Genomic DNA, 22200 nt, shown 5'->3' with positions numbered 1-22200 from the left:
TTTATTTATTTACCTAAGGATTATTTCTATGCAAGAAATGCAAAATTATGCACGTCCATCTAATGACGTAGAATCTTTAAAAAAAGCTATTGTCTATAAATTAGTTTATCTCATTGGTCGTTCACCAGAAGAAGCCAGTCAACGCGACTGGTTAAACGCTACTTTATTTGCTGTTCGCGACTTAGTTACCGAAGGATGGATTTCTACTGCGAAGCAATCAAGAGCGAAAGATACTCGCCGAGTTTATTACCTATCAATGGAATTCTTAATCGGACGTACTTTATCTAACGCCATGTTAGCTGAGGGCGTTTACACAACTGTGAGTAAAGCACTTGCAGAATTAAATGTCGATTTAGAAGATGTATTAGAAAAAGAAGTTGACCCTGGTTTAGGGAACGGTGGTTTAGGCCGTTTAGCCGCTTGTTTTATGGATTCATTAGCCACATTGGCTATTCCAAGTATGGGCTACGGTATTCGTTATGAATATGGTATGTTCCAACAACATATCGAAGACGGACATCAAGTTGAAAAACCGGATGCTTGGTTGGAAAAAGGGTCTTCTTGGGAATTTATTCGCCCATCCAAACGTTTTAATATTCGCTTTGGTGGCCATATTTATTTTGAAGGTAAAAAATGTGTATGGAATAATTCTGAAGAAATCACCGCACTTGCTTATGACCAAATGATCCCTGGTTATGACAATGACAGTGCCACCACATTACGTTTGTGGTCTGCTAATGCCAGTGATACCTTTAATTTGGCAGAATTTAACAAAGGGGATTATTTTGGTGCGATTGAAGAACGTTCATCCATTGAAAACGTCTCTCGTGTGCTTTATCCAGATGATTCTACTACCGCAGGGAAAGAATTGCGTTTACGCCAAGAATATTTCTTAGTGTCTGCGTCATTGCAAGATATTATCCGCCGTCATGTACGTATTCACGGTACCATTGAAAATCTTGCTGATCATGTCGCAATTCACTTAAATGACACCCACCCAGCCTTAGCAATTCCAGAATTAATGCGTATTTTAGTGGATGAAAATGGTTACACTTGGGAAAAAGCCTGGGAAATGAGTTGCCGTATTTTCTCTTATACTTGCCATACCTTAATGTCAGAAGCCTTAGAAACTTGGCCAGTAGAAATGATGGCGAAAATTTTACCTCGTCATTTACAAATGATTTTCGAAATCAACGATTATTTCTTAGAGTACGTGAGAAATAATGTGACCACAGATGAAGAATTTATCCGCCGTGTGTCTTTAGTGGAAGAAGGTGATGTACGTAAAGTACGCATGGGCTGGTTATCCGTGGTTGGCTCACACAAAGTGAATGGGGTAGCAGCAATTCATTCTGATTTAATGGTAACATCTACCTTTGCCGATTTTGCTCGTATTTATCCAGAACGCTTTACGAATGTGACAAATGGTATTACACCACGTCGTTGGATCGCAGTGGCAAACCCTGATTTATCTGCATTATTTGATAAATATATCGGTACCGAATGGCGTCGTGATTTAAGTCAGCTTGAATTGTTGAAAAAACATATTCAAGATCCTGAATTGAAAAAAGCCATTCCAGCGATTAAACGTGCGAACAAAGTTCGCTTAGCAGATTATGTGAAAAAAGAATTAGGCGTAGAGTTAAATCCAGATGCCTTATTTGATGTACAAGTTAAACGTATTCACGAATACAAACGCCAAAGTTTGAATGTTTTACATATTGTTGCACGTTACAATGAAATGTTAGCAAATCCAGAAAAAGACTGGACACCACGCGTATTTATCCTTGCCGGTAAAGCCGCGTCAGCTTATTACGTAGCTAAACAAACTATTAATTTAATTAATGATATTGCCAACGTCATTAATAATGATGAACGTTTACAAGGTCGTTTAAAAGTAGTCTTTATACCAAATTACAGCGTAAGCCTTGCACAAATCATTATTCCGGCGGCAGATATTTCTGAACAAATTTCATTAGCCGGTACCGAAGCATCTGGTACAAGTAATATGAAATTTGCCCTAAACGGTGCTTTGACATTAGGGACGCTAGACGGTGCAAATGTCGAAATTCTACAAAATGTCGGCAAAGATAATATCTTTATCTTTGGTAACACCGTTGAGCAAGTAGAAGAACTACGCCGTCAAGGTTATCGTCCATTTGATATTTATCAATCAGATCAACAATTACGTAGTGTGATTGACCAAATCAGCTCAGGTCATTTCTCACCAAATGATCCTAATCGTTATCAAGACTTATTATTAAATGGTTTGAGATACCACGATTATTATCAAGCCTTTGCGGATTTCCGTAGCTATGTAGAAGCTCAAAAAACGGTGGATGAAAAATACAAAGATCAAGAAGCCTGGGTAAACAGCGCGTTACAAAATATTGTTAACATGAGTTTCTTCTCATCTGACCGTACCATTGCAGAATATGCAGAAAGAATCTGGAAAATTAAGCCATTAAAATCGGCGTAATTGAGAGTGTGGTAATGTAGAAAATGCGGTGAATTTTCACCGCGTTTTTATTTATAATTTAAGGATTATTGAATGAATTTTTCTGATATTACCTTGGTGAGTATTACAGGGAATGAAGATTATACATTAGGTTCAATGTATGCTTTGCAACGTAGTTATATAGAACTTGGCGAACAACCAAAAGTTATTCTTGTTAGTCCTAATAAACCTGAGCATTTACCAGACTATATTCAACATATTGGTTGTAAATCATTTAGTTATTTGGAATATAATCTTTATATTTTATACGCGTTAAAAGAGATCATTAAAACCGAATATTGTTTGACGGTTCAAGATGATGGTTGGGTATTAAATGGAAAAAATTGGCAAGATAATTTTTTCCACTTTGATTTTATTGGAGCGGTAGTTCCAATTCTTGTAAAATATGAACCCAATATTATTAGAACGGGAAATTGGGAATATTGGTGTGAGAATCATCGGAATCCTCCAGCAGGCTTTCAACAATTACTCAATGGCGGTTTTTCATTAAGAAGTAAACGATTATTGGAATTACCTAGCCATAATGCTGTTCCAATGAGCATACATCCCCCAACTTTTTCCGTAGAAAGTAATGAATTATCCCTTTCTTGGGGACTTAACACTCACAATGAAGATGTGTTCTTAACGGGTGTGAATCGTGAAAGATTAGAAAATGAAGGGATTAAATTTGCCGATATTTATACGGCGACCTATTTTTCGATAGAATCTCTTCCATTATCTTCAATACTTGATATTCCGTTAAAAAATATCTTCGGAGTTCATTTATTTGGTCTATTCAAATTAACTGGATTAAATGAAATTACCTTGACTAGAAAAGTAATGAATAGCGTTTCTCATTACTTAGAAGTGCCATTTCTTTTAGAGCTTATTGATTTATTTAAGAAACTAGGATATCAAGTTCGAGATGAGAATCAAGGAAATATTTTAATTTAGATGTAAATACAAAAAGTGCGATGAAAATTTTAAGAATTCATCGCACTTTTTGTTAATTGTTTAATTAACTATCTGTTATTTTAACCATTTATTCGTTAATGTACCCGCCAGCATAGCACCATTCACATTTAGTGCAGTACGTCCCATATCAATTAATGGTTCAATAGAAATTAACAAACCGACTAATGCCAACGGTAGATTTAAGCTAGATAATACCACGATTGCAGCAAAAGTTGCGCCACCACCGACACCGGCAATACCAAAGGAAGAAATGGCAACCACTAAAATTAAGCTCAGAATATATTGTAAGGTAAAAGGGTCAACTCCTACAGTTGGAGCGACCATGACAGCTAACATTGCGGGGTAAATTCCAGCACAACCATTTTGCCCAATAGTAGCACCAAAGGTTGCAGAGAAATTTGCAATCACACTTTTATTACCCAATTTGTCTATTTGGGTTTCAATATTAAGTGGGATAGATGCAGCACTTGAACGGGAAGTAAATGCAAAACTCAATACAGGTAACACATTTTTAAAATAGTTAAACGGATTAATACCAGAAAAAGCAAGTATTACACCGTGTACAATAAACATTAATAAAATTGCCAAATAAGATGCGACAATAAAGCTACCTAAATTTACAATATCTTCCCATTTAGATGTAGATGCCATTTTAATCATTAAGGCAAAAACGCCATAAGGTGTTAAGCGAATCACAAAACGAACTAAGCGCATGACTAATTGATTTAGTGTATCAACACCTTGAGCAATACGATTACCTAATTCTTCGTTTTCTTTGCGTAAACTCAATGTTGCAATCCCTAATAAAGCAGAGAAGATAACGACACTAATAATAGATGTAGGATTAGCGCCAGTGAGTTCTGCAAACGGATTTTTCGGAATAAAAGAGAGTAGCATAGTCGGTACACTCAAATGACTAACTTGATCTACGCGTCCATCAACTTTAGCTTGAGCCGCTAATTCACGTTCACCTGCAATTAAACCATCTGCGGATAAATCAAAAATATAGGTCATTGCAATACCGATAGCGGCGGCAATAGCGGTGGTTACTAATAAGACACCAAGTACGCTAAAACTGATTTTACCTAACGAGCTTGCTTGATTTAATTTAGTAATAGCTGAAAGAATGGAAACAAAGACTAATGGCATCACAATCATTTGTAATAATCGTACATAACCATTGCCGACTAAATTAATCCAATCAAGTGCAGTATCAATTAATGATTTTTCTGCAAAGGTTTGTAGCGTAGTTCCAAATAATAAACCTAAAACTAACGCTACAAGCACCGTTAAACCTAATTTTTGATTTTTACGATACAGTACATTTAAACCATAAAGTATAGCTAAAAACGCAACAAAAATAACAATAAGCATTTTATTTAATTCCTTATAAATGAAAATAGAAAAATAGGGGAGTAATGATACCAGAATACTAAAAATAACGTTATTACAATTTTGGCATAACTTATAACTAAATAGAATTCAATAGTGACATCGTCACATTAATGACAATAGAATAGTGTAGATTGTAAAATAGAATCGCGGTCAAAAAAATCAATATTTTTTGACCGCAGTTTTTTATTTGGAGTTCACTGTAATATGCTTTAACACCGGATCTTCTTCATGTACAGCTAATATATTAATACCTTGCGAAAAAATACGATAGCCTAATGGAATCAAGAGATTACTGATGGGTTCTAAACCCGTTTTTAGAATTTCTACCAACATAATCGGCTTAAATTGTTTAATTAAATTTAAACCACTTTTTAACACTTCTTCTTCCATGCCTTCTACATCCATTTTAATAAAATCCAATCGTTGTAATTCTAAACTGTCTAAGGATAATAAAGGGACTTTAATTTTTTCTGCATGTTGATAATCAATATACTGACCGATAAATTCAGAACGGGCTAATTGTTTTAATTCAAAACTACCGAAAGAAGCGTGTTGATTGTAATCCAATTTAGGAATAAATAAGAATTTCTCTTGGCTATCATCACCTAATGCGACATTTAATGCTCTGACATTAAAGCAATTATTAATCGCGATATTACCGGCTAAGGCATAATAAATTCGTTCCTGAGCTTCAAAAGATAATACATTTCCCCAATGTGTCATTTCATTTCCCCAAGCAATAGAATGCGCCCCGATATTTGCACCGCAATCTAATGCTTGAACACCATCACCATAATATTGACGACGTAAACGTAATAATTGCAATGCGAGATTAATCTCATGCTGATCAAATTCCGATGTAGTCAAATATTGATAACCCACACCAAAATATTCTCCGTTTGCATTAGACGTATAATCCTGTCGATTTAAGATCATCGTTCCAGTGTGGGTTGATGCAAGAATAAAAGAGATGGGACGAGTAGTACTGTTATTTATAGTATTCGATTGTTGGTTGGTTGGTTGGTTGGTTGGTTGGTTAGGCATTTTGATTGAACTCCTATCTTAAGTAAAGGGATTTCTTAATTATTTTATCGTTCGTTATTCTAACATAATCAATTCTATTATGTTCATGTTCAGATTCAGCTAATTAACCTAAATTTTACGATATGGTAGTCCAGTAAAAAATCTGACGAGAATTATATTCATTCGTTTTCAGATTTTACGTAGCGTTATCAATATAACTTTCCTTCATATCTAAATAAATCCAAACTAGAACTAGAGTAGGTATAATTGTGACTTTTTATTCTTTTAATTTAACATAATATACATTATGCGAAATCTGTTATCAGGTTAGCAGATACTACGAATTAAATAAATCACAGAGTTATCAACAATCACTATGCAACAGTTAAGCAAGACAAATTAAGGGGTAAAATGGTTATGTAACGTAGGATTTTATGAAATTATTAACAACAAATAATAAAAAGCACTAGTCAAGAAAGACAATTCCTTAGGCAATGCTATGCAAAATCTGAGAAATCTTTGTTGAGATTCTAGATCTGAGAAATCTTTGTTGAGATTCTAGTTACAAAATTTATCTATGTAGATGCTGTTTAATAAAATAATACTTATGACATGAGCTAAATATAAAAAAACGCTTATGTACATAAATACATGAAGCGTTTTTGTTTTATTCTTGTTTATTTTGTTACGATGTCATAAAAAATCACAGCAATTTTGATGCATACTCATAAACCGAATGTAATAACTGCAATTTTTCTTCATCATTACTATATTCATCTATCAGACTTTGCATTCTTTGCTCAAAATCCACCGCACTTTTTTCTAATTTACGGCGGCGGTAGCGTTCCCATTGTAACTGCTCTGTTCGATTTAAAGTTTTGAAATAATGTCTAGCACGATAATGGAATAGTAACTTCTCTACCCTGTTATCTTCAAAGGTTAAGCCGTGATTTGCCAGCTGTTCAGGCGACAAGGTTCGCAGAATATTCTGATTATTGCGATCATTCGGGCTAAAGAAACCGCTGTATAATTGGGTTTCAACATTTTCACTGGGTTCAAATATCCGTTCTTGTGCAAAAATCTCTTCTACTTTTGACCGCACTTCCGTAGATTGACGCAGTTTTTGTAGATTTGCCAAGCAGAATGGGCGATCAATGCCTAATCGCTCTGCGTTCTCAGGCAATAATACTTTGGCAGGGGCTAAAATGGGACATTTATTGAGATGTACCAATTTAAGTGGCACAGGCAAAATACCCTGAGCTTCTAGCTCGGATTTCTTGGTATAGAGATTTTTTCGTAATTCATCGGCGGATTTCGTCAGTAAATCATCGATATTCTGTGCGAGATCGCAGACAATTAACGCATTTTGATTAATGGGATGCCACGCCAAGGGGGCAATCCAAGTGCAGTTGCCCCGATAATTGCCCAGCATTCCCGAAACGTGAACCAGTGGGGTCATTTCCGCCATATTGACTAAACTTTCAAGGGCTTTTTTGCCCCGATAATCAAAGAAAAATTGAAAAAATTTCGGCTGTTTTTGCTTAATCAATTTTGCCATCGCAATGGTGGCATACACATCCGCCATCGCATCGTGGGCGTTGCTATGTTCAATGCCATTGGCAACGGTCAATTTTTCCAAGCGGAAACTCGGCACGCCGTCTTCATCGTATGCCCATTCAATGCCATCGGGTCGTAACGCATAGCATGCACGCACCAAATCCAGCAAATCCCAACGAGAATTACCGTTTTTCCAACTGTACTCGTACGGGTCAATAAAGTTACGATAAAAGGTATAACGGGTCATTTCGTCATCATAACGAATATTGTTATAGCCGATAATACAAGTATTGGGCTGGTTAAATTCCGCTAAAATTTTTGCCGCAAATTCGGGTTCGCTTAAGCCTTTCTCATTACATTCTTGTGGCGTAATGCCCGTTACCAACACCGCTTCGGGACTCGGTAAATAATCATTGGTTTGCTTGCAATACAACATCACAGGATCGTCAATAATATTAAAATCGCTGTCCGTTCGAATGCCAGCAAATTGCGCTGGACGGTCTTCGCTCGGGCTGATACCGAAACTTTCGTAATCGTAGAAAAAATAGCTAAATTCGTTCATAACCTTATAATCTTAATAACAAAATCGCAATCACGCCTAAGATAATCCCAGCGATATTAATTTTGCTAATCCGTTCTTTAAAGGCGAATGCCCCGATAATCGTACCTAAGCAAATCACACCCACGTCCATCGTAGCAAATACGATGGTTGGGTTGGCTTTGTAGAATTGGTGGGCGTAAATATAAAACAGGATATTGCCGAAATTTAACGCACCAAGCAGGATACCTGCAAGCAAACTCGGTGCCGTCCATTGGGTACGTTTAATCAATAAATAAGTAAACATAATTACCATTGCACAGGCGAACGAAATGAATAAGGTGGCTGGAAATGCACCGCCTTGCAACGCAATTTTCTTAAATAAAATCCCCGTACTCCCCCAAATCAACCATACACCAGCTAATGCCAACGCAGCAATTTTCGCATTGCCCATACTGCCAGCTGGTTTATACAATAAGCCAAACAAGGCGAAGAATGCCACAATCACGCCGTAGGTTTTCATTTCCGTAATGGCTTCGCCGAAAATCACTACCGCAGCGATAATTTGCAAGAACAAGGCTAAACGTTGTGCCGCATCGGTACGCACAATCCCCCCGTGTTCCACCGCTTTCGACATCACAATAAAGCCCACAGGCAACAACACGCCAAGGGTTAAGAAAATCGGTTTAGACTCGCTTTCTAACACAAATTCCGTAAAGCCTAACCCTTTGAAATCAGGGGATAATAAGAAATAGCTGAGTGATAATGCGACCACATAACCAAAGGCGACCATTTGATCTGTTGCGACGTTGTAACGTTTTGACAGTTTAAATAACACAGACACCGACACACTGCAAAGAATGGCTAGAATGAGAAAGTGCATAAAAATTCCTTATATAAAATAATAATAAAAGAAAGTAAATTTGTTAGTTAACGGGCGGATACCCTGATCCGCCCCTATATTATTGTCCAAAACCTCTTAATCCCACAACGTGAACCTGTTCTTGATTCCCCGAAATTTTCCGCACCAGTTTATAGGTCGTGCCTTTTTCTGGGCTGATATTTTCAGGGGCGGCGATTAATAATTGCATATCTAACCGTTCGCATAATTCAAACAAGGTGGAAATGGATTTGCCGTCAAGTCGTGCGGCTTCGTCAAGGAAGAGCAAGCGGCAAGGCACAATGTCTTTGCCACGAATACGGCGGCTTTCTTCTTCCCAGCTTTGCACCACCATTAATAAGATAGACATCCCCGTACCAATGGCTTCACCTGTTGATAATGCGCCACTTTCGGCACGCAACCAGCCGTCTGCACCACGGAACACTTCCACTTCTAAATCCAAATAATTGCGGTAATCGAGCAATTCTTCGCCGATGGTTTGGGCGGTACGGTTACCCATATCAATATGCGGATTAATGCGTTGATAGAGTTTCGCCATCGCTTCTGAGAAAGTGATGCGATTGTCGCTAAATAAATCTTGGTATTCCTGCTGTTCGCCTGATAAGGCATCTAACAGCATAGCGTGGGTATCACGGATATTCACCACCAACCGCACGGATTTCACTTGTCCAAAGGAAATATTTTGTAATCCTTGGTTGAGCTGACGAATACGATTTTGTTCACGTTGAATGGTTTTTCGCATAATGTTCGCTACCGATTCGCTGCTGATCGCCAATTTTTGCTCACGCCCTGTGAGTTCGTCCGTTAAGCGGTTAAGCTCAATTTCCATTTGTTCAATGGCATCAATTGGGTCGTCGGTTTTGATAATATCTTGGCGAATCCGCTCACGCAAATGTTGATACACCGCAATAAAGAACCGCACTTTGTTTTCAGGTTTGCGGTTATCTTCCGACAAACGCAGGCTGTCACGCAGATATTCATTGTCTGCCACCGCTTGGCGTAATGCCCCAAGGGCTTTATCCGACATTGAACGCAAATCGTCTGCGGATAAATAGGCAAGCTCACGGCGGTGTAGTCGTTTTTCCACATCGCTGTTGCGAGATAACCGTAATACCACGCACCAACTGGCTTTGGCGGCGACCACGATTTCACGTTGCTGTTTATAATCTCGCTCTGCTTTGCGAATACGGCGAGTTAAATTTTCTGCATCGCTTTCAATCAAGGTGAGTTGTTTTTCCACATAAGAACGGCGTTGGCGGTTGGTGGAAAGTTGTTGATATAATTCATCTTTCCGCACTCTCGCACGCTCTTCTGCCCCGAGATCGGCTCGTACACCGAGATCACTCACTTCCGCCAATAATTCTTTCAGCAAATCATTTTTACTGTTATACGCACTTTGCAACTGAATCATCACCTGATTATATTGAGCAAATTGCGTTTGTTTTTGACGGAGCTGTTCACGGCTTTGCTCACGTCTTGCTTGGGTCTGTTCCAATTTCAACCGTAGTTGCTCATTTAGACTGTTGCTTTCGGTTTGAATGGCATCATCATAGGCAAAATGGGCTTTACGTTGCACTACGTCCGCCAACGCAAAAATTTTCTGTTGCACTTGTTTTTGCATTGCCACGGCTTGAGCCAAGTCATCTTTCAAGCGTTCGTAATTTTCAGGGTCGCTTTGCAAGCTGTTCGCAATCGGTTCTAATTGTGACAATGTCACGCCGTGATGGCGGATAAACAATTCATCTTGCTCAAGATTATCTAATTGCTCCCGACATTCTTCAATGCGGTCTTGCAGGCTTTCATCAGCAATCACGGCTAATTGTGGAATAATCCGATTGAGCAACTGCATTTTTTCTTTGGCTTGATCTAATTTCAAGCGTGCTTGCTGTTCGCCAGTGGAAAGTGCGGTTAATTCTCGCTCAATTTCATTGCGTTCCGTATTAATGGCTCGCAGGCTTTCTTCAGGGTTTGGTAAGAACGCCAAGGCTAAATGCAAGCCGACAAATTGGCTAAATTGTTGGTGTAAGCGTTGGCATTTTTGTACATCAAAAGCGGCTTCGGCATATTTTTCTGTGACATTGTCACGCTCAATTTCCAATTCCGCTAAGTGTTTTTCCCGAGCCGCACGCCCGAACAATGGAATTTCAGGGAATTTGGAATAACGCACTTCCCTATCTGACACTTGCACCACCACGCCGTGTTCCAACTCATTGGCGGACAACACGCTATCATCAAAGGCACTTGGATCACCTTCAATTAAATACAAATCATCAGGGCAATCGTCTAAATTGGCAAGTTGGGCTTTAACTTGGGCCAAATCACGCACCACAATGGCGTGGCGAGCAGGACCATAAAGGGCGGAGAAATACGGTGCATCTTCTATCGGCACATCATCGTAAAGTTCGGACAACAACACGCCGCCAAAACGCTCTGCCAACACATTCAAACGCGCATCTTCTGAGCCATCAGGTTGGCTTAAACGTGAAATCTGTGTTTCTAACTGTTGACGTTTTTGAGCGAGATCGTCACGTTGCAATGTCAACTCACGTTCTTTCACCAACAACGATTGCATATAATTCATCACATCTTGGCTGTCACCAAACTGCTCGCCTGATTGTTCGGTTAATCGTTCAAGTTCGGCTTGAGCCAGTAACCACGCTGGGGCTTTTTGCGAATGTTCTTGATAGGCTTGATTTAACTGCTCTCGTTTTTGACGTAAGGTAGAACGGTTTTCCACTTGTTCGGAAAGCTCCACCCCCAAATCTTCAATCAGGGCTTCTTGTTCCGTATAAAATTCTTCCAGTTCATCAGCGGTTTCCAACTGTGTGTTGGCACGTTGATTAAAATCTTTTAATAAACGCACCGCACTTTGTTGCTGGGCAAAACGCTGTTCCAATTCGTGCAATTTTGCTCGTAATTGTGGGGTTTGGGTGGCATTGAGTTTTTGGGTTGGATATTCACGCAAAAGCTCTTTCGCCGATTCCCACGCCGCACTTCTTGGCACGTCCCCTGCAATTTTGCACACCAACTGATAGGCTTTATCAAATTGCGATTTTGCGGCTTCGGAAATGGACATTTTATGCTCAAGCTCTAACACTTTTTCGGTCAGAATGTCCCCTTGAGCGGCAAATTCTTGCTGATAATCGTCCACATTTTTCACGCTCAAATCTGCCAATCCGCAGAGCTGTTTGGCTTTTTCTAACGCCGCAATGGCTTGTTGATATTGCAACGCTCGAGTTTGTTGAGCATCTAATGCTTGTTGATAATCAGCAAGCTGGCTGCGAATTTGATCCACTTCGCTTTCTAATTGCTCAAATTGGGCTTGGCTTTCTTCTAGCTGTTCTTGGCTCGTTTCCACCACCATTTTTTGTTCTTCAAGACGTTCCGTTAAGCCACCAATATCGTCTTGATAACGCTCAATTTTTTCTTGATGACGTAACGCATTGAGCACCAAATTTAAATGATCCGCCGCACTTTGGTGATCCACTTCCAGCCCTTTTTCGCTTTCGGCTAATTCCTGAGCTTCACGGCTTAAATCAATTAAACGATGTTGCGACAATGCCTGTTCCGACTTGGCTTGATACCACTCACGGCGGAACTTCAAGGCATTTTCAATATTGCCCTGCCGCTCATTGGCGTTACGCATATAATCCGATGCCACATAATTGGTGGTTTCGGTAATCAAATGCTTAAATAGATCCCGATCCGCTTGGGTCAGCTTAATGGCTTCCAAGGTCATACGGTTTTCCCGCAACGCCGATTCCATATCTTGGAACGCCTTGCGAACGCCGAGATTTTCTGGCAATAAATAATCACGCAAGGATTTGGTGATGGCACTGGAAATTCCCCCGTACAGGGACGCTTCAATCAGTTTATAGAATTTCGCACGGTCGCTAGATGAACGCAGACGTTTTGGAATAATCCCCAAATCAAACATCATTGCGTGATAATCGGCGATGGAATGATATTGCTTGAATTGTCCGCCAATATCGTCAATCTTGTCTTTAAGTTCGTTTAAATTCAATACTTTGGCTTGGCGATCATTGACCACTTCGGTGAAAATGGACGTTGGATTAACGGATAATTCTACCCCTTGCAAACTAAAGGTTTTAATATCCACTTTCTTATCACGTCCTGCAATTTGCTGCAATCTTGCCCCTACCAAGGTGCGTTGATGACGTGAATTAAAGGTATCCAACACGGCATAACACACCCCAGGGCGAAGTTTGCCGTGCAACCCTTTATCACGGGATCCGCCACTCGCCCCCGCTTCGGTGGTATTACGGAAATGCAACAAGGTCAAATCAGGAATCAACGCCGTCACAAAGCCTGCCATTGTCGTAGATTTCCCTGCTCCGTTACCGCCCGACAGCGTGGTCACCAGTTCATCTAAATCAAAGGTGCGAGCAAAAAAACCGTTCCAGTTAATCAATGTCAGCGAGCGGAATTTGCCCCGTTCTACTCCTGCTTGCGGTTGAAATGGCGAAACGGCGGTGAAAATTTCTTCTGTTTCTTCCTGCATTTCTTCTACCACATCTTGTTGGCTTAAATCATCTTGTTCTAATTCAAACTCTGCCATTATTCCGCCCCTTCTTCATTCTCATCTTGGCTATCATCAAAATCTTCGTCATTTTCCACCGCAGTTTCTTGATTGAACGCCGCTTTTTCCGCTTGCAACGATTGCGGAGTTGCCGCTTCACCGTCCCGAATCAAGCGTAATTGGGCTTCCAGCGGATCATCCCCCGACCGCACTTCCGCCCCAAAACGGAACACCGATTCGGAAATGGTAAACTTACCGCTATTCTGCTCGCCCACCGTATGCAACATTCCCAAACGGCGTAACCGCCCAATGGCGGCTCGCACTTTTTCCGCCAGCTTTTGTTTATCCAAATCCGACCCACTGGCACGCAAATTAATTGCTTTCAACAATTTCGCTTCATCCGCCAAATTGAGCAACTCATCATACACTTCTTGCACCGAAAAAATCCCCTGTTGAGCCAACCGTTCAGGGCTTAAATACAGATAACACAGCACTTTCCCTACCAACATTTCTAGCTCCGACAACACGGAACGTGAAATCAAAGTCGTGGCTTTCGGACGCAAATAGAAAAACCCTTCGGGGGCACGAATCAGCTCCACATTATAACGGCGATAAAAACTGTCTAATTCTGCCTGAAAATCGCCTAAAAACGCATAATTATCTAAATACTCTTGCCCAATATGCCGCCCTGCCCGTAACTGGCTATCCACCGCAGGAAATAGTGGATTGGCAATAGCGGCTGCCAATTTGGTTGAAATCACGTCTTGAAGATGGTCTGTCATTTTGTCTTCTCTTTCTTATTTAAATTCATCAATCACATTCGCCTGCACTTCTGCACCAGCGTTATTAATCGGTTGCCACGGGGAATAAATGCCCGAGAGATCTTGACTGGCTAAACCTAATCGCACCGCTTGATCCACGATAATGCGTGCCACGTCAAAATGGCGAGAAAGCGGATAATGTTCAAGCTGTTGTTTTAACACAAGGCTTAAATCAATCGGTTGATTGTGTTCACGTTGGGCGATGAGCAAGGCTTGCATCGTCTCAACAATTTGATCGTGCAAGTCGGAAAGCTGTTCATACTGCAATTCATCTGGCAATTCACCAAGTGCATCTTCATCTCGCAACAGCAATTCTTCATCACGCAAATCAATCAAGCGTTCCGCTTGAGCCGTCCATAAATACCAAGGGGCATCAAAATAATGATGAATGGAATGGCGTAATCGTTGGCTAAACACCCGATTTTTATCCATATCAATGGCGGTACGAATAAATTTATGCACGTGTCGATCGTAGCCGATCCACAAATCAATGGCTTGCTGTCCCCAGCTGATAATGCGGTCAAGTTTTGCCTGCAAATCTACAATCAACTGGTCAATAAAATACAGCGTGCTATTCCCGATAATACAGTCTTGAATCCGCAATAATTGGGCTTGTAGCTTGTCGCCTGCGGCATTGAGCGTGTCTTGCAATTCTCGCAAATTGCCCGATGTTTCATCTAACAACCGTTCACAGCTGGCAATCGCCGCTTGCCAATCTTTGCTTAACAAATCAGCGATCTCTTGCTTAATACCCTGCTGATTTTCGTCCATAATGCGTTGTGATAAATCAATGCTATCAAAAATCTCCGCCACGGAATATTTAAGCGGTGCAAACACATTTCGCCGCCAAAAATATGCGTCTTCGTTTTTCCGCACACCTTCTTCCGCTGATTCCGATGCACGCTGAATTTCATCTGCCACAATGGCAAGCTGCACGGATAATCGTAGGGCGGAAAATTCACGTTGACGAATATAATAATCAGACACGCCCACACCCAACGGGGTCAAGCGGTAAATGGAAAGTCCTTCGGTGAAATCACTACTAAAACGGTTTAAAAACCGCTGTTTCACCAAATCATTAATGGCATTGTTGGCTCGGGTGACGACACTCTCAGAATAATCAAATTCAGCTGACACTTGACGGAAAATATCCACCAGATCAGATTCTTGCATCTCGCCGTCAAAACGTTCGTTATTATAAAGTGCAATGGCAAGTAAAAACGCTAGCCGTTCGGTGTTGAGCGACAGCGAAAACTCTCGCTCTCTCGCCCACGACACCAGTTCGGGGATAGTTTGTGATGTTTCAGACATTAAAATTTCTCACAACTTTGTCCTAACTACATAGGAAATCAATATAAAATTAGGTGGGATTATACAGGATCTTTCTTTATATTGTAAGTTCTTGATCGTCACAAAAAAGTGCGGTGTAAATTTTTAATTTTTTATTGAAATTTATCAAGGCAATCCGTACCATACGCACATTCATTTTAACGGATATTTTTATGACAACCGAACAAGACAAAAAACACACCTACAACCTAAATAAACTACAAAAACGCTTACGCCGTAATGTGGGCAATGCCATTGCGGATTTTAATATGATTGAAGACGGCGATAAAGTGATGGTTTGCCTGTCGGGCGGGAAAGATAGTTATACGCTGTTGGATATTTTACTCAATTTAAGACTGAACGCCCCGATTCATTTTGATATTGTGGCAGTGAATTTAGACCAAAAGCAACCAGGATTCCCTGAGCATATTTTGCCTGAATATCTCGCCAGCATTGGTGTAGATTACAAAATTGTGGAAGAAAATACTTACGGCATTGTGAAAGAAAAAATCCCTGAAGGCAAAACCACTTGCTCACTCTGCTCTCGTCTGCGTCGTGGGATTTTATACCGCACCGCCACGGAACTCGGTGCAACAAAAATTGCCTTGGGTCATCACCGTGATGATATGTTGGCAACACTATTCTTAAATATGTTTTATGGCGGAAAACTGAAATCAATGCCACCAAAACTCATCAGCGATGACGGCAAGCAAATTGTGATTCGTCCGCTTGCGTATTGTAAAGAAAAAGACATTGAAAAATACGCCATTGCGAAACAATTCCCGATTATCCCGTGCAACCTTTGCGGTTCGCAACCGAATTTGCAACGTCAAGTGGTGAAAGAGATGTTGAACACTTGGGATCGTCAATACCCTGGGCGATTGGAAACGATATTTAGTGCGATGCAAGATATTGTGCCATCCCATTTGTGTGATGCGGAATTGTTTGATTTTAAAGGGATTAAAAAAGGGGTGGTAATTGATGGTGTTGAGGGGGATTTGGCGTTTGATCGGGAAGAGTTTTCTGCGGTGTCCTTGAATGATGAAAATGAAGATTTTGAGTTAGAGGGGAAAATTGCGTTTAGGGAAGTTATTTGATGAAATAAAGTGCGGTGGAAAATTGGAGAATACCTAGCACTGACGTACTAGGTTAAGCATGGTGATGCTACTCCGTAGCTTGGGAAAAAATAGCTATTTATTCACCGCACTTTTACTCCGCTCGATCAAATCGCTCCCCGTCTGAACCGCCTTTGCGACTTGGCATTTTTAGCTAAATTTTGCTTGTCTGAGCGATTTAGCGTGAATAAAATGCCAAATGAGCAAAGATAAGCGGTGAAGTCGGGGTGTGCTTTCTTTTGTTACTTTTCTTTGCACAAGCAAAGAAAAGTAAATCACTTCACAACCCCACAATTCAAACAATACAAATACTGCCCTTTCGGATCATTAAATTTTCCCAAAATTCCCAACTGATTTTTCAACTGACCCTGTACTTGCTTAACCTCTGGTAATCCAACCATTTCACTCACACTGGTTTTCACTAAAGATTTTGTTCCTTGTTGTAAGGATTGTAGTAAGGCTTTAAAACCTTGCGGTTCTTCATCAAACCATTCAACGGAATAATCTGCTTTTTCACCTGTTTGTTGATCGGCTAATTCTTTAGCTTTTTTCACCGCAGTTTCAAAATCACCGAGTTCGTCCACTAGCTTATGCTGTAACGCATCTTGCCCTAACCAAACTTGTCCTTGTGCGATTTTATCTACTTCTGCTTTAGAGAGATGGCGACCACGACTCACTACGTCTAAAAAGCGATCATAGCCTTGTTCTATTTCTAATTGAAAAACCTCTTTGAGTTCATCAGACAATGGGCTTGTGGAAGATAATTCACTCAATTTAGATGTACGAATACCATCAGCAGATACACCAATTTTTTTCAAGCTATTTTCAAAGGTTGGGAAGATTGAAAAAATACCAATTGAACCTGTTATCGTATTTTTATCTGCCACAATATAATCTGTGGTACTTGAAATCCAGTAGCCACCAGAAGCCGCCTCTGCACCCATTGAAGTAACAACAGGTTTTCCTATAGCTTGTAAATTATCAATTTCTTGACGAATAACTTCTGAGGCAAAAGCACTTCCACCAGGGCTATTAACCCGTAATATAACGGCTTTTACTGCTTCATCATCAGCTGCTTGGTGTAATAAATTTGCAATGGTATCACCGCCCACTTCATCTTTTTCACTTTCTCCATCAACAATGGCACCTTCTACATTAACGACCGCAATTTTATGGGTTGGATTAGAAGAATGACTGTCACCTAATTGACGATCAGGTAAAGCAGCTAAGTAAGTATCAAAATCTACATTTTTAAATTCAATGACATCATCTTGGGTATTTTCACCAAAAAGTGCGGTTAATTTTTGCTGAATTTCTGTTCTTGTTGTAAATTCGGTAATTAATTTACGTTGTTTGGCATAGGCGGAGCTATCCCCTTTCAAGGCTTTCAAATCTGCTAAATATTGCTGACTATCTGGTAATACTTGATTAGGTTCAATTTGACGATTTTTTGCCACAATATCACGGAAATTTGTCCACATACCCTTTAACCAACGTTCGCCATTGGCTCTAGCTTCAGGCGACATATCATCACGCAAAAATGGCTCAACCGCAGATTTATAGGTGCCGACACGGAAAATATGTGGCGTTACCTCTAATTGATCTAACATTGATTTGAAATATAAATTTTGTGCAGATAAACCATAAATATCCACCGTTCCCACTGGATTTAAATAAATTTCATCAGCAAAACTCGCTAAAAAATACTGATCTTGACTATAATTTTCTGACAACGCAATTACAGGTTTATGTTGTGCTTTAAAATGTTGAATTGCCGAACCCACGTATTCCAACGCAGGTAAATCTGCCCCTTCAAAATAATTTAAATCTAACACTAATCCTTTAATACGTTCATCATTCTTGGCATTTTCAATAGCATAAACCACATCAAAGGTTGAAATTTTACGCGGTATATTACTGCCCTCTAATTCGTTTAATGCCTTTTGCCATGACAGCGATGTTTCACGATTGTCGGCTAAATAACCATCTAAATTTAATAATAATGCCCCTTGCTCACCGACCAGTTGAACATTATTTTTGGGTAAATTGAACAGGCTAATGACCGTTGCGAGAAATAATACAAAGAGTAGAAAAACAAGGTTCATCACCACACGGCGAATAAAATTGAGAGCTTTCCAAATTAATTTAAAGAAATTAAAAATAGTTTTCATAGAACTTCCTTATTGTAATAATTAAATAGTATTGATAATACTAACCGATTATCTTGATGAATAGTTACATTGAAAGGAAATATACCGCAAAAATGACAAGTTTTCACGGTATTTTTATGTTAAAATTCTAAATTTATTATTGTAATAAGCATCATAAAAAGGACAGTTATGGACGCATTAGAATTACTTACAACTCGCCGATCAAATAAAAAATTAATTGCCCCGGCCCCTAATAAAGAACAACTTGAACAAATTTTTCAAGCGGCTTTACGTACGCCTGATCATGGTAAACTTAAACCTTATCGTTTCGTTGTAATTGAAGATAAAGGCTTAACAAAATTAGCTAATGTTTTAACTCAAGTCGCAACCGATCTTACGTTAGATGAAAAGCAATTTAGTAAAATTGATAAAATTTGTGCAAGTCCTATGGTGATTGCGGTTGTAGCTAAACTTGATCCAAATGTTGACAAAGTGCCGGAATGGGAACAATTAGTGACGGCGGGTTGTGCAACCTATGGTATTCAATTAGCAGCTCAAAGTTTGGGTTTTGATAATGTGTGGATTACAGGTAAATGGGCTGGTGGTGATGCATTACGTCAGACATTAATTTGCACAGAACAAGAAAAAATCGTTGCACTGTTACTAATCGGTACAGCAGAGAATGAAAAATTAGAACGTGACGGTAAAACCGTTGATACGCAAAATTTTGTTTCATATTTATAGGATTTCTAATGGACGTTTTAATTAGTTTTTTTACCGACTACGGTTATTGGGCGGTGCTTTTTGTACTGATTATCTGTGGTTTTGGTGTGCCTATTCCTGAAGATATTACACTAGTTTCAGGAGGTATTATTGCAGGGCTTTACCCCGAAAGCGTAAATGTACATCTTATGTTGACAGTGAGTATGATCGGTGTATTAGCCGGCGATAGTACCATGTACTGGCTCGGTCGTATTTATGGCATAAAAATACTTCGTTTCCGCCCTTTACGCAAATTGCTTTCATCTAAACGTTTAAAAAACGTACGTGAGAAATTTGATCAATATGGCAATCGCGTACTATTTATTGCTCGTTTCTTACCTGGGTTAAGGGCTCCCATTTATATGGTTTCTGGAATTACTAATCGTGTAAGCTACACCCGTTTTGTGTTATTAGATTTTTGTGCTGCCATAATTTCTGTTCCTATTTGGGTGTATTTGGGTTACCATGGCGCCAATAACCGAGACTGGTTAGCTCAACAAATAAAAAATGGACAACATAGTATTTATGCCCTTGTCGCTGTGGTAGTTTTATACGTTGGCTATAAAATCTATAAAGCTAAAAAAATGAAGAAAAAACGGGATTAATTCTTCATTAAATAAAATATCAAAGTGCGGTGAAAAAATGATTACTTTTTCACCGCACTTTTTATTATTCTCAATTACTCAACAATAGGAATAATTTTAGTTGCTTGAGAACCTTTATCTCCACTAACCATTTCAAAATTTACTTTTTGTCCAGCTTTTAATGAACGATAACCATCCATTTCAATCACCGAAAAATGAGCAAAAATATCCTCATCATTGCCCTCTCTGTTAATAAAGCCAAAACCTTTCGTATTATTAAACCATTTAACAACACCAACTTCCATACGATACCTCTAATTTGGTCTAATGACAAAACAACAAGACAAGTGTTCTTGTTACCTATTTTGTATAATTAAGGATTTTTTTATTTTATGCAATCAGCAAATGTTCAAAATTCGACATAGATCACAAAATTTTTTAGCTTAATCTGTTCAGCAAAACAAAAAAGAAATTGAAGCATAAAATATTTAGCAAAAATTTAAATGGATTTTTTGGTAAATCAATGAATTTAAGGTAAACTAAGCAGAATTTTTTAACAGATAATTCTTTTTGATTTCGGAGATTAAAATGACAAAAATTGCTTCTATTGCTGATGTGCTACAAGGTAAAGTTGCCATCGGTGAAAGTGTGACTGTTCGTGGTTGGGTACGTACTCGCCGTGATTCTAAAGCGGGGCTTTCGTTCCTTGCGGTTTATGATGGTTCTTGTTTTTCACCAATTCAAGCCATTGTAAATAATGACATTACCAATTATGAAAGTGAAATATTACGTTTAACTACGGGTTGTTCCGTTATTGTAACAGGAACCGTCGTAGAATCACCTGCTGAAGGTCAAGCGGTTGAGTTACAAGTACAAGTTGTTGAAGTAGCAGGTTGGGTGGAAGATCCGGATACTTACCCAATGGCGGCTAAACGTCATTCTATTGAATACTTACGTGAGGTAGCACATTTACGTCCACGTACTAATATTATCGGTGCCGTAGCTCGAGTTCGTCACTGTTTAGCTCAAGCTATTCATCGTTTCTTCCATGAGCAAGGTTTCTTCTGGGTAGCCAGCCCAATTATTACTGCTTCTGATACAGAGGGAGCGGGTGAAATGTTCCGCATTTCTACTTTGGACTTAGAAAATTTACCACGTAATGACAAAGGTGCGGTGGATTTTTCACAAGATTTTTTTGGACGAGAATCCTTTTTAACCGTATCAGGTCAATTAAATGCAGAAACTTACGCTTGTGCATTAAGCAAAGTTTATACTTTCGGTCCAACATTCCGTGCAGAAAATTCCAATACTACTCGTCATTTAGCTGAATTTTGGATGATGGAACCTGAAGTGGCATTTGCAGATTTAAATGATAATGCTAAATTAGCCGAAGATATGTTGAAATATGTGTTCCGTGCAGTACTTGCTGAACGCCGTGATGATTTAGAATTTTTTGCTAAACACATTGATAAAGATGTCATCACACGTTTAGAAAATTTTGTGAGTTCTGATTTTGCTCAAATTGATTACACAGATGCTATTGAGGTGTTATTACAATCTGGCAAAAAATTTGAGTTTCCAGTGTCTTGGGGGATCGACTTATCTTCGGAACATGAACGTTATTTAGCAGAAGAACATTTCAAATCACCGGTGGTGGTGAAAAACTATCCGAAAGATATTAAAGCATTCTATATGCGTTTAAATGATGACGGCAAAACCGTGGCAGCGATGGACGTATTAGCACCAGGAATCGGTGAAATCATCGGTGGTTCACAACGTGAAGAACGTTTAGATGTATTAGATAAACGTATGGTCGAAATGGGATTAAATCCAGAAGACTATTGGTGGTATCGTGATTTACGCCGTTATGGTACAGTGCCTCATTCAGGTTTTGGTCTTGGGTTTGAGCGTTTAATCGTATATGTTACTGGTGTACAAAATATCCGTGATGTCATTCCATTCCCAAGAGCTCCAAGAAATGCGAGTTTCTAATTGTAAATATGGTGCGTGAAA

The 22200-nt window shown here is 39.4% G+C and carries 15 protein-coding genes; 6 read left to right on the top strand and 9 right to left on the bottom strand.

Annotated elements, in window-relative coordinates; all coding sequences use genetic code 11:
• Nucleotides 1–28 precede the first annotated feature (28 nt).
• Both O1Q79_RS03960 and O1Q79_RS03955 read left to right on the top strand, forming a co-directional pair.
• A complete protein-coding gene (locus O1Q79_RS03960) occupies nucleotides 29–2479 on the top strand; it encodes a glycogen/starch/alpha-glucan phosphorylase (RefSeq protein WP_386693063.1) in 2451 nt (816 codons plus the stop codon).
• A gap of 72 nt (nucleotides 2480–2551) precedes the next feature.
• Nucleotides 2552–3451, top strand: coding sequence for a DUF5672 family protein (locus O1Q79_RS03955; protein WP_386693061.1), 900 nt, complete (start codon nucleotides 2552–2554; stop codon nucleotides 3449–3451).
• Between the two features lie 75 nt (nucleotides 3452–3526).
• Here O1Q79_RS03955 and O1Q79_RS03950 read toward each other — a convergent pair whose 3' ends face one another.
• The 7 genes from O1Q79_RS03950 to mukF form a co-directional block, all read right to left on the bottom strand.
• The gene (locus tag O1Q79_RS03950; protein ID WP_386693060.1) at nucleotides 3527–4846 is read right to left on the bottom strand and encodes an L-cystine transporter; all 1320 of its coding nucleotides are present in this window, start codon (nucleotides 4844–4846) and stop codon (nucleotides 3527–3529) included.
• 204 nt (nucleotides 4847–5050) lie between these two features.
• The gene (locus tag O1Q79_RS03945; RefSeq protein ID WP_386693058.1) at nucleotides 5051–5911 is read right to left on the bottom strand and encodes an FkbM family methyltransferase; all 861 of its coding nucleotides are present in this window, start codon (nucleotides 5909–5911) and stop codon (nucleotides 5051–5053) included.
• Between the two features lie 682 nt (nucleotides 5912–6593).
• Nucleotides 6594–8009 carry an exodeoxyribonuclease I gene (sbcB, locus tag O1Q79_RS03940; protein ID WP_386693057.1) on the bottom strand — a complete coding sequence of 472 codons (1416 nt, stop codon included), beginning with the start codon at nucleotides 8007–8009 and terminating at the stop codon, nucleotides 6594–6596.
• A 4-nt stretch (nucleotides 8010–8013) separates the two neighbouring features.
• Complete coding sequence (locus O1Q79_RS03935; RefSeq protein ID WP_386693056.1) at nucleotides 8014–8868, bottom strand: EamA family transporter; 855 nt, start codon at nucleotides 8866–8868, stop codon at nucleotides 8014–8016.
• Nucleotides 8869–8947: 79 nt separating this feature from the next.
• Complete coding sequence (gene mukB, locus O1Q79_RS03930; protein ID WP_386693055.1) at nucleotides 8948–13465, bottom strand: chromosome partition protein MukB; 4518 nt, start codon at nucleotides 13463–13465, stop codon at nucleotides 8948–8950.
• A complete protein-coding gene (mukE, locus tag O1Q79_RS03925) occupies nucleotides 13465–14208 on the bottom strand; it encodes a chromosome partition protein MukE (protein ID WP_386693054.1) in 744 nt (247 codons plus the stop codon). Before mukE ends, mukB begins: the two co-directional genes overlap by 1 nt.
• Before the next feature lie 15 nt (nucleotides 14209–14223).
• On the bottom strand, nucleotides 14224–15558 hold the full coding sequence (mukF, locus tag O1Q79_RS03920; RefSeq protein ID WP_386693053.1) for a chromosome partition protein MukF: 1335 nt from the start codon (nucleotides 15556–15558) through the stop codon (nucleotides 14224–14226).
• Between the two features lie 191 nt (nucleotides 15559–15749).
• Here mukF and ttcA point away from each other — a divergent pair, with 191 nt between their 5' ends.
• A complete protein-coding gene (gene ttcA, locus O1Q79_RS03915; protein WP_386693052.1) occupies nucleotides 15750–16673 on the top strand; it encodes a tRNA 2-thiocytidine(32) synthetase TtcA in 924 nt (307 codons plus the stop codon).
• A gap of 293 nt (nucleotides 16674–16966) precedes the next feature.
• Here ttcA and sppA read toward each other — a convergent pair whose 3' ends face one another.
• Complete coding sequence (gene sppA, locus O1Q79_RS03910; protein WP_386693051.1) at nucleotides 16967–18862, bottom strand: signal peptide peptidase SppA; 1896 nt, start codon at nucleotides 18860–18862, stop codon at nucleotides 16967–16969.
• 168 nt (nucleotides 18863–19030) lie between these two features.
• Here sppA and O1Q79_RS03905 point away from each other — a divergent pair, with 168 nt between their 5' ends.
• Together O1Q79_RS03905 and O1Q79_RS03900 are read left to right on the top strand one after the other, a co-directional pair.
• The gene (locus tag O1Q79_RS03905; protein ID WP_386693049.1) at nucleotides 19031–19585 is read left to right on the top strand and encodes a nitroreductase family protein; all 555 of its coding nucleotides are present in this window, start codon (nucleotides 19031–19033) and stop codon (nucleotides 19583–19585) included.
• Nucleotides 19586–19593: 8 nt separating this feature from the next.
• The gene (locus tag O1Q79_RS03900; RefSeq protein ID WP_386693048.1) at nucleotides 19594–20208 is read left to right on the top strand and encodes a DedA family protein; all 615 of its coding nucleotides are present in this window, start codon (nucleotides 19594–19596) and stop codon (nucleotides 20206–20208) included.
• A gap of 74 nt (nucleotides 20209–20282) precedes the next feature.
• Here O1Q79_RS03900 and cspD read toward each other — a convergent pair whose 3' ends face one another.
• Nucleotides 20283–20492 carry a cold shock domain-containing protein CspD gene (cspD, locus tag O1Q79_RS03895; protein ID WP_386693047.1) on the bottom strand — a complete coding sequence of 70 codons (210 nt, stop codon included), beginning with the start codon at nucleotides 20490–20492 and terminating at the stop codon, nucleotides 20283–20285.
• A gap of 283 nt (nucleotides 20493–20775) precedes the next feature.
• Between cspD and asnS the strand changes: the two genes are divergently transcribed.
• Nucleotides 20776–22179, top strand: a complete 1404-nt coding sequence (gene asnS, locus O1Q79_RS03890) for an asparagine--tRNA ligase (RefSeq protein WP_386693046.1) — start codon at nucleotides 20776–20778, stop codon at nucleotides 22177–22179.
• The last annotated feature ends 21 nt before the right edge of the window (nucleotides 22180–22200 follow it).

The sequence above is a fragment of the Lonepinella sp. MS14434 genome (assembly GCF_042468235.1).
GTDB lineage: Bacteria > Pseudomonadota > Gammaproteobacteria > Enterobacterales > Pasteurellaceae > Lonepinella.
The sequence above is the reverse complement of the archived record's forward strand: the minus strand, read 5'-3'. Positions and strand labels throughout refer to the sequence as shown.

What these genes read in the sequence shown, in the direction of transcription:
- cspD (WP_386693047.1), bottom strand. Translation starts at nt 20,492, where the DNA reads ATGGAAGTTGGTGTTGTTAAATGGTTTAATAATACGAAAGGTTTTGGC.
- sbcB (WP_386693057.1), bottom strand. Translation starts at nt 8,009, where the DNA reads ATGAACGAATTTAGCTATTTTTTCTACGATTACGAAAGTTTCGGTATC.
- O1Q79_RS03935 (WP_386693056.1), bottom strand. Translation starts at nt 8,868, where the DNA reads ATGCACTTTCTCATTCTAGCCATTCTTTGCAGTGTGTCGGTGTCTGTG.
- O1Q79_RS03950 (WP_386693060.1), bottom strand. Translation starts at nt 4,846, where the DNA reads ATGCTTATTGTTATTTTTGTTGCGTTTTTAGCTATACTTTATGGTTTA.
- ttcA (WP_386693052.1), top strand. Translation starts at nt 15,750, where the DNA reads ATGACAACCGAACAAGACAAAAAACACACCTACAACCTAAATAAACTA.
- mukF (WP_386693053.1), bottom strand. Translation starts at nt 15,558, where the DNA reads ATGTCTGAAACATCACAAACTATCCCCGAACTGGTGTCGTGGGCGAGA.
- O1Q79_RS03900 (WP_386693048.1), top strand. Translation starts at nt 19,594, where the DNA reads ATGGACGTTTTAATTAGTTTTTTTACCGACTACGGTTATTGGGCGGTG.
- O1Q79_RS03905 (WP_386693049.1), top strand. Translation starts at nt 19,031, where the DNA reads ATGGACGCATTAGAATTACTTACAACTCGCCGATCAAATAAAAAATTA.
- O1Q79_RS03945 (WP_386693058.1), bottom strand. Translation starts at nt 5,911, where the DNA reads ATGCCTAACCAACCAACCAACCAACCAACCAACCAACAATCGAATACT.
- mukE (WP_386693054.1), bottom strand. Translation starts at nt 14,208, where the DNA reads ATGACAGACCATCTTCAAGACGTGATTTCAACCAAATTGGCAGCCGCT.
- sppA (WP_386693051.1), bottom strand. Translation starts at nt 18,862, where the DNA reads ATGAAAACTATTTTTAATTTCTTTAAATTAATTTGGAAAGCTCTCAAT.
- mukB (WP_386693055.1), bottom strand. Translation starts at nt 13,465, where the DNA reads ATGGCAGAGTTTGAATTAGAACAAGATGATTTAAGCCAACAAGATGTG.
- O1Q79_RS03955 (WP_386693061.1), top strand. Translation starts at nt 2,552, where the DNA reads ATGAATTTTTCTGATATTACCTTGGTGAGTATTACAGGGAATGAAGAT.
- asnS (WP_386693046.1), top strand. Translation starts at nt 20,776, where the DNA reads ATGACAAAAATTGCTTCTATTGCTGATGTGCTACAAGGTAAAGTTGCC.
- O1Q79_RS03960 (WP_386693063.1), top strand. Translation starts at nt 29, where the DNA reads ATGCAAGAAATGCAAAATTATGCACGTCCATCTAATGACGTAGAATCT.